The organism is Hydrocoleum sp. CS-953, from assembly GCF_002260545.1.
Classification (GTDB): domain Bacteria; phylum Cyanobacteriota; class Cyanobacteriia; order Cyanobacteriales; family Microcoleaceae; genus Trichodesmium.
The window spans coordinates 1-13,974 of sequence record NZ_LGSU01001454.1 but is presented as its reverse complement, the minus strand read 5'-3'; the positions used below and the strand labels follow the sequence as shown (position 1 = coordinate 13,974).

Here is a 13,974-nt window from a genome sequence, read left to right as displayed (position 1 = left end):
AATAATTGATAATTACCTCTCCCTCAAAGGAAGAGGATTGAATAAAAGGAAAATTTTTTCTTGTTTCTCCTTGAAAGGAGAGGCTTTATACCTTGATTTTTCGGTAAAAACCCAAGCAGAAAATATAATTAATAATAATTAGAAAAAAATGATACGATGAGAAAATAATTCCTGAAATTTTGCCTAAAGTAAAATGATTACAGAAGTTTCTTTGATTGAAATAGCCAAAACTACCCGCCAAGCAGCACAAAAATCAGCAGTTTTATCTACAGAAGTCAAAAATCAAGCTATTGAAGCAGTTGCCCAAGCATTAGAAAAAGCAGCACCAAAAATTATTACAGCAAACCAACTTGACTGCAAGATAGCTGAAACTGATGGAATTGCTAAACCCCTATATAATAGGTTGAAAATGGATGAGGCTAAACTAAAAAGCGCGATCGCAGGTTTACGCAATGTTGCTACTCTTCCCGATCCTGTGGGTATGATACAAATACATCGCGAACTGGATGCAGGATTAATTCTTAAGCGTATTACTTGTCCGCTCGGTGTTGTTGGTGTGGTATTTGAAGCTCGTCCAGATGCTGTTATTCAAATTTCTGCTTTGGCAATTAAATCAGGAAATGGTGTCATTCTCAAAGGGGGTAAAGAAGCAACAAATTCATGTCAAGAATTAGTTACAGCAATTCGCCAAGGTTTATCCACAACTTCTGTTAACCCTGATGCAGTACAATTATTAACTACCCGCGAAGAAACTCTGGAGTTACTCAAGTTAGATGAATACGTCGATTTAATTATTCCCAGAGGTTCTAATTCTTTTGTGAAATTTGTGCAAGAAAATACTCAAATTCCTGTTTTAGGTCATGCTGAAGGAATTTGTCATGTCTATGTCGATAAATTTGCAGATATTCAAAAAGCAGTAGCAATTACTGTGGATGCCAAAACTCAATATCCTGCTGCTTGTAATGCTGCCGAAACTTTGTTAGTACATGCTGATGTTGCTGCCAAGTTTCTTCCAGAAGTTTTCGCAGAATTAGAAAAACGTCAAGTTGAGTTACGCGGTGATACAGCTACTCAACAAATATTGCCGTCAATAAAGGTGGCGACAGATGTAGACTGGGCAACAGAATATAGCGATCTAATCTTGTCTGTTAAAGTAGTAAATAGTTTAGAAGAAGCGATCGCTCACATCAATACTTATGGTTCTAAACACACAGACGCTATTATAACTGAAGACAGCAAAACAGCAGAAACATTCCTCGCCCAAATAGATGCAGCAGGTGTATTCCATAACTGCTCAACTCGATTTTCTGATGGTTTCCGTTATGGTTTTGGTGCCGAGGTAGGAATTAGTACTCAGAAAATGCCACCAAGAGGCCCCGTAGGTTTAGAAGGATTAGTCACTTATAAATATCAAGTTGTAGGTGATGGTCATATTGCTGCCACTTATTCTGGTGAAAATGCTCAACCATTTACTCACCGGAATTTGCAACTTTGATTTTTGCTGTATTTAATTTTTGTCAGATATCACCTCATCCTCCTTGCTGTTATTCCCTTGACTTGAAACTGGAGGACAATTTGGTGAACCTTCTGGTGGAAAATCTAGAGTATCACGAAGTCGATCGCGCTGTTCAGTAGATAAGTTAGGAAAAGGAAGAATACCGTACGAAAAAAACTGTAGAAAATCGTAACAGCTTTTATCTTGATATTGGATTAACCAATATAGGCTGTACGGCACAGCTCACTATTCCCATCCTCCGGAATGCTACGCAAACGGCAGTAAATGCCCCTGGGAATTTCTTTCTAATTATTTGGAGACTGCCGTTGATATCGGCATTAATCACTTTACCTGTTCCACTTCTAAACAAACCGCGTTTGACTCGTTTTCCCACATAATTCTCATGGCGCCTGGGCAATTCTAAATCAAGTGAAGAAGTTTTACTGGTGTAACTTTCTTCAGTTTCAATGACTTTGATACCAACCAGTTGACATTTATAAGTTATCTGTTGAATTAGCTTAGAGTGCGGTATTTGGGTAAAGTTTTGATTGTTTTTTTTACCGATGTTTGCACCCTGTTTCCAGTTATCATTTTTTCCAATTACTACAGTACCAATATTATTAGTCACTAAATAATTAACCACTAATTTACTGGTGTTATGTAGATAATTCTCGACAAAACGATTTCGGTTATAGGTTAACGCTTCAATCTTACGGCTAGTTTTTTTCTGGCCTTTGATCACACTTTGGTACTTAGCTTTTCGCTTGTTATATAGTTGATTGACGCTTTTTAGTGGCTTCCCATTAATCAGCAGTGGTTTGACACCAGGCTTATTTGTAGATAGAGCAACTAATCTGTCAATCCCTAAGTCAATTCCTGCTACATATGTTGAGTCTATTGGTGGCTGATTCGTTTTTTCATAGACTACCTCAATTATATAGCAGGCAGTAGCAGGTACTATCCTCACAACGATTACAGTATCCACAACTACAGGTATTTTGATATCACTCATAGATAAGTGACAAATACCATCTTTGAGAGGAGCTTTATAGACTGATTCCTTTGAATATATAACTACATTCCTACCTTGAGTTTTATTTTTATACTTTGGTATTTTGGGTTTACCTAAAAACTTCCCTGGATGTTTTGACCATTCAATGATTGCCTGAAAATAACCACGCCAAGTGGCAACCAAGCATTTGATTATTTGTTTTGATACCTTGGTTGGTAAAGCTCTATAGGCATCACTATCTTTAGTTGCATGGTAAAGTTTAGTTAAATCCAGACTATGACCAGTAAAGAAAAAATTCTGACGACAGTAATAATTAGCCAAATTATACAAGTTTTTTGACCTAAAGGCTAACTGATCACACCAAGCCCAATACTGATGTGTTCGGTTAATAATATGTCTGTCAACAAGTCTCATTCACCTGAATTATTTCAATAGCTTTAGTTACCTGTTTAATATTAACACACTTTTCCACAAATAGCAACTACTTTATACAATTTTCATTCAACAGTTAATCACCCTTTGAACGCCAAAGCTTAACCTCAGCCTCAGCAGCGCGACTTCTCTCAGGATCGAGTCCGCTATCTTGAGAAATATAATTCGTCTGGGAGGGAAAAGCAAAGCCTGTTCCTGATGACTCAACAATATCATCAACTCGCAATAGCACATCCTCCTGAATTGCTAGAAACTCTGGTAATTTACCTGTATCTACATAAACGAAAATTTCCACATCACGGGAATAATCATTATATTTGATTAACCTAACTCGCGCTCCCTCCTCAAGAAGCTTCGGGTGGGCTNATATAATTCGTCTGGGAGGGAAAAGCAAAGCCTGTTCCTGATGACTCAACAATATCATCAACTCGCAATAGCACATCCTCCTGAATTGCTAGAAACTCTGGTAATTTACCTGTATCTACATAAACGAAAATTTCCACATCACGGGAATAATCATTATATTTGATTAACCTAACTCGCGCTCCCTCCTCAAGAAGCTTCGGGTGGGCTAGAATCATTTCCCGAAATTTTGCCAGTACAAATCGCAATTGGTCAGAGGTTGTCTCGTAACGTAGCCCAATAGTGTGTCGTAAAAGAATGCGATCGCGTCTGCTCTTATTGGCTAATTTCAGCTCTGAGAATTGAGAATTAGGTATGGAAATTAAATCACCATTGATTGAGAGAATTCGTGTTGAGCGCAGGCCAATCTCTAGTATAGTTCCTTCTTCATCTCCGAAGCGACAATACTCACCCACCTTCACTGGTCGATCTGCTATTAATATCAGTCCGGCAATCAGGTTTTCTAATGTTGGTCTAGCTGCCAAAGCCAAGGCCAGACCACCGATTCCCACACCCGCTATAATTGGAATAATCGAAATCCCCACACGCTCAATTCCCAGGATTAGGGTAATCGTACCAGCGCTCAAACCTAACAGTCGGAAAACTGTCCGAATTAAGCTAGCATCTAAACTCTGAGGATTAATCTTCGGGGACGCAATAATAGTCTCTGCTAAAGCGTTGCCCAAGAGAAAGATTCCTAACCCTAGTACCATCCAGAAAAGGATTCCCAGGGTAGTTATAATAATCAGAAGTACATATCCGGTTAGATTGACTACATCATCTAGTAAATAGCCAATTATGGAGAAAGTTACCATCGCTATCAAAGGAGACAGAAGTATTTCCCAGGTTCGTTGTGGAGGCTTGAGAAGACTTAGCCTCTGAAATTTCCATCTAAAACTGATGTAGGCAATCCAGAAAGCGATCGGCAAGAAAATTCCCAAACTCATCCATTGCCATAGGGTCTGACCCCAATAATAAGTCTGTAACCAACTCGGTATACTTTCCAACCATTTGGAGGGAAATAGGTCGCCGGGGCTAGTCATATAGAATTCGTAAAATCCTTCTGTAGAACCAGGTTTGTAGGGTAATTCTTTAACTACCTGGTAGAATCTTTCCAGGTGAGCTACCGTCTGAGAAGAGAAGAGAAATTCACCACTTCTGGGTCCTGACTCAACTTTAGTGATGTCGATTTCTGTATTGGGAAGCCTCCAGGTAGACAACTCCTCGGCAGCAACTGCTTCTGCATCGGGAATCTCTGCATAAGGAGGCAGTTGAATTCGGTCTAGAATCTCTTTCAGCAGCAGCGCTCTTTCGCTTGCAGCATCCGATCTTAGGGCTACCGGAACCTTACTTAGATCCAAACAGTCCTTGGCCCGCTTGGCAAAAATGTGCATTTGTTTCCTTTGCTGACCAACTGAGTCCGAGAGGAAAAACCCTGGCTCTTGCAAATGTTGTTTGTAAGATGCCATTAGTATTTGATGGGCTTTGTTGGCATTCTCGATAAAGCTTCTCAGGGTTGCCTGGGGGCTAGAGGTATCGGGAGGAGCCAGGGGATGCTCAACCACGGGAGCTGCTATAGTAAAAGTTGGAAGTAAGATTAAGATGAGTAGTCCTAAAAAAACTATTTTCAGCGATCGCCACCTAAGTCTCATAAGCTGACAGTTAAATAGTATGGTTTATAAATTTTGGTATTGGTGAAATAAGGTATGAAATTCTTATGGTCGTAACATTAATAGTAAGGAAAAAAGCTATTTTAACTCCTAACTCCTAACTCCTAACTCCTAACTCCTGTACGGGCGTTAACGATAGTTATGCGAAGCTAACGGCCGTTTCGCGGAGCGACATGAAACGCCCCTACGACTCCTGACTCCTAACTCCTAAAAATCATACAATGATTCACCAACGCCTAAATTTTCAATTATTTCTCCTATTTCTNCTGTACGGGCGTTAACGATAGTTATGCGAAGCTAACGGCCGTTTCGCGGAGCGACATGAAACGCCCCTACGACTCCTGACTCCTAACTCCTAAAAATCATACAATGATTCACCAACGCCTAAATTTTCAATTATTTCTCCTATTTCTCCCTATTCCCTGTTCCCTCTCTCAACTAGGAAATTCCTAAAAGCACGACTACTTAAATCGGATTTATGATAAAATAAGCAAAATTTGCCCCTGCTGTATGAACAACATCTTTGACTTGTAACAATACATGTTCCTGAATTTCCTTAAACTCATCTTCTTTAGCTGTATCTACATAGGCCAAAATTTCTACATCAAGAGAATAATCACCGTANATGATAAAATAAGCAAAATTTGCCCCTGCTGTATGAACAACATCTTTGACTTGTAACAATACATGTTCCTGAATTTCCTTAAACTCATCTTCTTTAGCTGTATCTACATAGGCCAAAATTTCTACATCAAGAGAATAATCACCGTATTTTATAAATCTGATTTCCAATTCATCCTTAGCAACCTTGGGATAAGCGAGTATCAATTCTCGCAATCTTGCTAATATAAACTTTATTTGTTCAGGGGTTGTCTCATAGCTTAACCTGACTGTCTGCTTTAAGAGAAAGCGATTGCGTCTGCTCTCATTAAGCAATGATAACTGTGAGAATTTAGCATTAGGTATAGAAATGATATCCCCCTCTACCGAAAGAATTCGGGTTGAGCGGAAACCAATACTTATTACAGTTCCTTCTCCCTCCCCAAAGCGACAATACTCCCCTACTCTAACTGGTCGATCGATTAACAAAATCAGTCCAGCAATCAAGTTTTCTACGNCGATTGCGTCTGCTCTCATTAAGCAATGATAACTGTGAGAATTTAGCATTAGGTATAGAAATGATATCCCCCTCTACCGAAAGAATTCGGGTTGAGCGGAAACCAATACTTATTACAGTTCCTTCTCCCTCCCCAAAGCGACAATACTCCCCTACTCTAACTGGTCGATCGATTAACAAAATCAGTCCAGCAATCAAGTTTTCTACGCTTGATTGGGCTGCTAGTGCTATCGCCAAACCTCCAATTCCCAGACCTGCTATTATTGGAATTAGAGAAATCCCTACGCGCTCAATTCCTATAATTATGATACCTGTACCAACGGTCAAACTCAATAGGCGAGAGACTATCCTGATCATACTGGCATTTATACCACCATCGTTAATTTTGGGAGAAATAACAAGAGTCTCTGCTATAGCATTGCCAAACANCTACGCGCTCAATTCCTATAATTATGATACCTGTACCAACGGTCAAACTCAATAGGCGAGAGACTATCCTGATCATACTGGCATTTATACCACCATCGTTAATTTTGGGAGAAATAACAAGAGTCTCTGCTATAGCATTGCCAAACAGAAAGATTGTTGAGGCTACCATCATCCAAAAGATGATTTCTAGGGTAGTTAAGATAACCAGTAGTAGATTTCCAGTAATATTGATTCCCTCATCAAGGAAATTACTGACCGCTACCAAACTAACAATAGTTATTAAGGGAAGAGTCAGAAGTTCCCAGGTCTGACGTGGAGGAGCAAGGGTATAATTTCTCTGCAAGACCCACTGAAATATTTTGTAGGGAACCCAAAAACCAATCGACATACCAATGACTAAACCTATCCACTGCCATAAGGTCTGATCCCCATAAACTACATCTAACCACCTTGGTAATTGCAGCCATTTGGGCGGCAATAGACTGCCTGGAGTAGAAATATAGAATTGATAAAATCCTCCCATAGCCCCTGGTTTATAAGGAAGAGCTTCAACCTTTTTGTAGAATTCCTCGATGCGAGCAACTGTCTCAGGAGAGAAGAGAAATTCTCCTGCATTTACTCCCTTATTAACTTTAACAATGTCGATTTCTGTATTAGGAATAGTCCATTTAGAAAATTTCGGATCGGCACTAACATATTCTAGATCGGGAATTATATCGTAAGTTGGTATTACAATTCGGTCAAAAATTGCCTTCAGCATCAGAGTTGCTTCTAACCCCTTATCCTGTTTTAGACGAGAAGGTATATCGCTAAGATTCAAACAACGTTCAGCCCGCTGGAACAGAATTTCAGCCTCTCTAGCTCTTTCACGAACATAGCCTGAAGGAAAAAGTCCTGGTTCCTCTTGATATTGCTCGTAAGCTACCATCAATGTTTGGTAAGATTCATTAATATTTTCCACAAAGCTACTGATAGTTCCTTTGGGGCTAGAAGTATCTGGAGGTGCTAGAGGAAGAAAAGTCTTGGCTACAGGATTTGCGATTAAAGAATTTTGGAGTACAAGTAAAGTTAGTAGTGCTAAAAAGAATATTTTTACTAATCGGAACTTGAGTTTCATAACCTCACAGTTAAATCAAAGGTTTATTCTCAGTCCAGCCTAATTTAGAATTTTCACACAGGAAAAACTATCTTTATAACCTTGAACTAATTATGGGTTGACTCTGTGAATTTACAACCTCTACAATTAATATCAGGTTTTTGAAGACAATTAATTTTATCGATCAAGTCCAATAAATAAGCTAAACCGCTTTCTTAAAGTAATCTACTCCTTGAACTTATACCATAAAAAGTTTGACACCAAAATATTATTGCCTTTTGTCTGTGGCAACCAAAAACTTTTTTAGCAGACTCTACTTAATGGATCTAATTTCTCAGAACAAATCCAACATTTCTAACTGCCATGTTTCTTATCTATTTTTCAAAGCATTAAAGGTTTAAATCCATGCTTAACAGATAACTTTCCAATTAGCTCCATTTTTTCTACAGTAATTAAATTCCGTCCCCAAGAAAAATTAGTATATAGCTTTTCAAATTCCAGTAGCATTGACTCAGCAAAACAAGCAAATAACTGACGACCTGGCACTTCCATATTGACAATATTCATAATTTTCCAGTCAATATCAAGAGAATGTTCTACAATTCCACCATTGAGAACATAGATTCCTTCTTGCTGAACCTTAGTAGCCATGTTTTTCGGATAACCCCCATCAATTAATAAACAGGGTTTCTTTAACATATTTGAATCGATTTGTACACCTTTGGGCATACTAGCAACCCAAACGATAATATCAGCTAGAGGTAAAGCTTCATTTAATTCTAGAATTTTGCCTCGCCCTAATTCTGCTTGCAGATTTTTTAGTGGCTCTTGCTTACGAGCTATCAATAATAATTCTTCTATTTCCGTCTTAGTATTCAACCAACGACATACGGCACTACCAATATCTCCAGTTGCGCCACAGACTGCTACTGTTGCTTTTGATAAATCAATTCCTAATTTTTCCGCCCCTTGTTCTACTTGCTTACATATAATATAAGCTGTGTGGGTATTGCCAGTCGTGAAACGTTTAAATTCCAATGTAATATTACGAATTTGCTTAAACTTCTCTAAACTGAAATTCTCAAAAATAATTGATGAAAATCCACCCAAAGCAGTTATGTCAATACCATTCTTTTGAGCATGGGCCATGGCATTCTGTATTTTGCGTGTAGCTGCTTTGATTCGGCTAGAAGCTAGCATTTCTGGTAGAAAACAAGATTCTACATATTTGCCTTCAATTTTCTGACCTGTGATACTTGTTACTTTGATTGTATCTACTATCTGAGGTGGAGCGCTACACCAGAAGTCAAGACCTTGATCTGCATATTCTGGATATCCTAAATCTCTTGCTACAGATTGGGCGTGTTCTAAGCTAGTTAGATGACCAATTAGACCAAACATTAAAATTGTAAGTTTTGATTATTAGTGGGTTAGTTATTGCTGATGGTATATAAAAATTAAGTGGGGAATTGTACATTGGCAAGTATTATTTTCATTATGAAAAAATTTTTTGTCAAATGTTATGCCATTACTCATTCCCCATCCTAATTTCCACATTAAAAAGCGTTCAACAGTTTAGCAATCAGCACTGAGTTTTGCCCGTTTCGGATTATTCCGGAACGAAAAGGGAATGTTTTACCCCTCCTAAAATTTAAACGATAACCTAGAATTCGGGGTTAAACCCAAGCTTTCAGATATCATTATCTATACACAAATTTTTAGGCTGATAGCTAGATAGCTAGTTGATTAAAATTAACTATGCGGCAACCAGACCATAAGCTGACATCCGCATAATTTCTCCAGTAGTAAAGCCAATATTGTTCAAAGCTTCACCATAAGCAATCATAAAATCTTCAATTAATGCTTCTTTTTGCATTTCCAGGGTTTTAGCATCTTTTTCTACCTGGTTAAGCATTTTCCATACTAGAGGTAAGTTTTGGCGATTTGCTTGTTGTAGTTCTGCTTTAGAATCTGCAAAATGTTTTTCTAGCCATACTTCACCAAAGTTGAGATGACTATATTCATCTTTAACCACACCTTCAGTAATTTTACGAGCAAAAGGGTCAGCAACAGGAATATAAATGTTGTATGCTGCGATCGCAAAGCATTCAATAATTAGAGATTGAATTAACAGGCAAGTTACCACATTCCCTTTAGCTGCTGCTGTTTGGAAATTTTCATGTAGTGGCTCAAAGAACTTTTTGGCAAACTCCATATCAGGTGTCACTTTCAGATTATTGCCACAAGCTTGAAAGCCTTTTTTGTGACGATTTTCCATTTTTGATAGCTTAATCAGCTCATCCTTTTGTTCTGGAAGCATTTCGGCTAGTTTAATATAGTTTTCGTAAGCCTCTTGCTCTCCTTCAATCACAATTGCGTTGATTCGGCTATAGGCATCCTTGTAAGTTTCGGTTTCAAAGTTTATAGTATTTTTTTCTTCAACTTGTAGCATACGTTAGTTATCTCCTCATCAAAAAATAGATTTAGAAAGGCAAAGAAAATATTTGATTAATCTTAACTTAGCTTATAGTTTACTGTACCTACTTTCTGGAATAATTGGTTAGTATAGCCATAATTTATCTTAAATTAAAGGCCAACTTTTGCACCAATCTCCATTTCTATAAATTTTAGTTTAGGTTTTGGTAATTTTACCTAAAATATTATATATCAATTTATTGACCTTTTTCCGATCGTCAAATAGTTAAGCTTTAGTTTGATTAGTTATTAGGACTTTGATTATCTCTGGGTTTTGAGGCCATGTATTGTGGCGATTTAGCAATGGCCAATAATTATCCAAATAATTGCTTCCAAAATCCTGCCTTAAAAGGTGAGATGTTTTTGAAGGGTTGGTCAAAATCCATGACAAAAACAACTTCTGACTTCTGACTTAGTTGACACCCTTGACTCTAGTTATTATTGATAAATTTGGGTGTAGATACCAAAGGTTTGCCTCTCTCATCTGTAAGATTACTTGAATTTTTTTCTCTCAACTGCTGAGATTGATCTGAAGGTAGAGTCTGATAATCTAGAGGTTGGTTAGGGGTGAGCCAATTTTGCCAAATACTAATTTGACTCTGGGCTGAATTATAGGCAAGACTATTTCTCGGAATTTTCCTCGCAATTGAGATTGCTTGTGCCACATCTCGGTTAACTACATCCATAGCGATCGACAATATTTGTTGGCTCCATTGATTAATCAATTGGGAAGCCTCTAATTGCCTAGAACTAGAAGTTGGTACTTGCTGTGCTAAAGTAATTGCTGTAGCATAAGCATCTGCTGTAGCTGCTACTGCTGCTTGACGAGCATTCTCTAAATTTCTTTTGGCCTCTTGTTGAGATTGCCATTCCTGAATTTTCGCTCTAGCCTGATTGTATAGAATTCTACCTGGTTGAATTGAGCGTGCTGTGGCAATTGCCTGTTCTATATCGCCTGACAATGCTAGAAGTTGTGCATTATCAAGAATTGGTTGGTCTTGAGAACGTTGAAGTTTTTCTGTCCACCTATTAATTTTCTTTTGAGCTTCCTGATACAGAGTTCTACCCCGACCAATCTGACTTGCTTCATCAATTGCAGCTTGTAAAGAAGTTATATCACCAAAGCTTGCTAATTTTTCGGCTTTATCCAAAAAAGGCCGATCTTCTTGTTGCTGTAGTTGTCTACTCCAAGCTTCTATCAAAGTAGTGGCTTCTTCCCCCCGAGGGTTATAGGGAGGAATACTCTGTAATTTGGCGATCGCTGCTTTTAAATCGCTAATTCCTCTAGGTTGGGCTAGTTTTTTTCCTTCTTCAATAATGGTGACATCTGCTATTTCTTGTTGCCAAAGACTGATTAACTGTTGAGCTTTGCTGTAAAAAGGTCGTTCAGCTTTGAGTTTTTGAACTTGAGCAATAGCATCTTCTAGTCCTGCTATTGAACCTAAGTTAGCTGGAGAATGGGCACGAGCTAATAGCTCTATATCTTTTACATTTTCCTGTAGGGCATCATTTTTCGGAACTTTATTGACTACATCAAGTGCCTTTTGCCAATTTCCTTCATTTAATTCGATTAAAGCTATGTCTATTATTTGTTTTCCCAAATTAACTGTTAACTTTTCGGCTGTCTGATAGAGATAGCTCTTTTGTTCAATTTCTTGAATTTGTGTAATAGCATTTGTCAGATTATCTAGTCCACCTTGTTCTCCAATATTTCGTGCTTCGTTTAATTTAGAACCTTCTTTCCGAGTTCTTTTAATATCGTTAATTAGTTCCTGGTATTTTTTGGTTCCCCAGTGGACATTTGGCACTGACAGTAAACGAGAGGCTTCCATGGAAGCTTGATTCCATTCTTCTTTGCGCAAATGTTCTTGAGTCTGCTTATAATTTGCTTCAGCTTGATTCCAAGTTTTTTCCCAGTCTTGAATCTGTTTTTCTACCAGTGGATCACCTGACAGTTTCTGGGGGACTTTCTGCGCAATAGTAATTGCTTCTTCTAATTTTCCATCTTGAAAAGCCAAGTCTCCCAACGACAATATTTTTTTCGACCACCTTTCTATATAATCATCTATTTGTGGACGCATTGGATGGTCATTTGATAAAACATCTACGAGATTAATTGCTTCAAGTAAATTGTCCACAGTTGCGGAAGTAGCTAACAACTGGGCACAATAAAGGCGTTTACTAGCGGATGCAGTACGCCAGTAAGTTGATTCACAATCTGCCTGAGAGGGTAACTTAAACAAAGCTGACATAGCTGTTATACCTGCTCCAGCGGGAACTATTACCAGTAGTCCTATCCACAATAAACTGTAAATAGACCCTAGGTTGTTTGCAGGTTTTGGTTTTTTTGGCTCAGTTTTTTTTATAGTGGAAACTGAATGTTTCTCCTGATTGGAGTATTTTGCTGGAGATTTGTAGGTCTTTATTTGACTGCCATTTCCTCTAAGTTCTTGCAGTCTTTGTTCGCGGTTTTTCCGACGTTCAGGTAATTGCCATTGTTTTTGGTCTATTGACTTTATCTGACGGGTTATTCGGCTATGGCCTATTTTTTTGTGCTTTTCATTCATATATGCTTTATCCTGAGCAGCAAGCAACGAATATATTAAACTCTCATTACTTTCCGGTTGATTCAGCCTACAAACAAGCTTTTATATAATTAAATTAACTTTAATTATATGCGGTTTCTAGGTATACACTATTTTGAGCATATTTGCAACCACTTATCTCAACCTTGCTTGAAAACCCCCGTTCTCCACCCGCCCTTTTGTTCCCCCCACATGAAAGGCTATCTCTTATAGAACCCCTGAAGGGATCTATTTAAAATTAGAGATTGAGAGTAGGGGAGTGGGGGTGTGGACGCATTGGATGGTCATTTGATAAAACATCTACGAGATTAATTGCTTCAAGTAAATTGTCCACAGTTGCGGAAGTAGCTAACAACTGGGCACAATAAAGGCGTTTACTAGCGGATGCAGTACGCCAGTAAGTTGATTCACAATCTGCCTGAGAGGGTAACTTAAACAAAGCTGACATAGCTGTTATACCTGCTCCAGCGGGAACTATTACCAGTAGTCCTATCCACAATAAACTGTAAATAGACCCTAGGTTGTTTGCAGGTTTTGGTTTTTTTGGCTCAGTTTTTTTTATAGTGGAAACTGAATGTTTCTCCTGATTGGAGTATTTTGCTGGAGATTTGTAGGTCTTTATTTGACTGCCATTTCCTCTAAGTTCTTGCAGTCTTTGTTCGCGGTTTTTCCGACGTTCAGGTAATTGCCATTGTTTTTGGTCTATTGACTTTATCTGACGGGTTATTCGGCTATGGCCTATTTTTTTGTGCTTTTCATTCATATATGCTTTATCCTGAGCAGCAAGCAACGAATATATTAAACTCTCATTACTTTCCGGTTGATTCAGCCTACAAACAAGCTTTTATATAATTAAATTAACTTTAATTATATGCGGTTTCTAGGTATACACTATTTTGAGCATATTTGCAACCACTTATCTCAACCTTGCTTGAAAACCCCCGTTCTCCACCCGCCCTTTTGTTCCCCCCACATGAAAGGCTATCTCTTATAGAACCCCTGAAGGGATCTATTTAAAATTAGAGATTGAGAGTAGGGGAGTGGGGGTAGGGACGTTGCATGCAACGTCCGTACGGGAGTGGGGAGAGATGGGGAGATGGGGTGTATTAGATATCTCCCACTCATCCCATCATCAAATTAATTCTTACCCATTTTTTATCAATTAATTCTCCACCAGAACCTATTTTCTGGAGATACGCTTAGGGCTTCTATAAGGAATTCCTAAAACCCTTTTCCGAGAGAGAGATGGGTGGGTGGGGAG

At 38.4% G+C, this 13,974-nt stretch carries 9 protein-coding genes; 1 reads left to right on the top strand and 8 read right to left on the bottom strand.

Annotation, left to right across the window (positions count from 1 at the left end; genetic code table 11):
- Positions 1–193 precede the first annotated feature (193 nt).
- Entirely contained in the window at positions 194–1,495 is a 1,302-nt protein-coding gene (locus tag AFK68_RS30860) for a glutamate-5-semialdehyde dehydrogenase (protein WP_094677839.1), read from the top strand.
- A 199-nt stretch (positions 1,496–1,694) separates the two neighbouring features.
- Here the strand turns inward: AFK68_RS30860 and AFK68_RS30855 are convergent, their stop codons facing one another.
- From AFK68_RS30855 to AFK68_RS30810, 8 genes are all read right to left on the bottom strand, one after another.
- Positions 1,695–2,921 carry an RNA-guided endonuclease TnpB family protein gene (locus AFK68_RS30855; RefSeq protein ID WP_094677837.1) on the bottom strand — a complete coding sequence of 409 codons (1,227 nt, stop codon included), beginning with the start codon at positions 2,919–2,921 and terminating at the stop codon, positions 1,695–1,697.
- Between the two features lie 384 nt (positions 2,922–3,305).
- On the bottom strand, positions 3,306–4,054 hold a 749-nt coding region (locus AFK68_RS47100; protein WP_371357634.1), incomplete at its 3' end, for a mechanosensitive ion channel family protein.
- 1,582 nt (positions 4,055–5,636) lie between these two features.
- Positions 5,637–6,118: mechanosensitive ion channel family protein (locus AFK68_RS47095; protein WP_371357633.1), on the bottom strand; the 482-nt coding region annotated here is incomplete at its 3' end.
- A gap of 11 nt (positions 6,119–6,129) precedes the next feature.
- Positions 6,130–6,485, bottom strand: a 356-nt coding sequence (locus AFK68_RS47090; RefSeq protein WP_371357632.1) for a mechanosensitive ion channel family protein, incomplete at its 3' end; no start/stop codon positions are given.
- Positions 6,486–8,034: 1,549 nt separating this feature from the next.
- Entirely contained in the window at positions 8,035–9,054 is a 1,020-nt protein-coding gene (locus AFK68_RS30825; protein WP_094677825.1) for a long-chain acyl-[acyl-carrier-protein] reductase, read from the bottom strand.
- Between the two features lie 355 nt (positions 9,055–9,409).
- Positions 9,410–10,105, bottom strand: coding sequence for an aldehyde oxygenase (deformylating) (locus tag AFK68_RS30820; protein ID WP_094677823.1), 696 nt, complete (start codon positions 10,103–10,105; stop codon positions 9,410–9,412).
- Positions 10,106–10,559: 454 nt separating this feature from the next.
- Positions 10,560–12,695 (bottom strand): hypothetical protein, encoded by a 2,136-nt coding sequence (locus AFK68_RS30815; protein WP_143438464.1) that lies wholly within the window; start codon positions 12,693–12,695, stop codon positions 10,560–10,562.
- A gap of 256 nt (positions 12,696–12,951) precedes the next feature.
- Positions 12,952–13,476, bottom strand: coding sequence for a hypothetical protein (locus tag AFK68_RS30810; protein ID WP_143438463.1), 525 nt, complete (start codon positions 13,474–13,476; stop codon positions 12,952–12,954).
- Between the last annotated feature and the right edge of the window lie 498 nt (positions 13,477–13,974).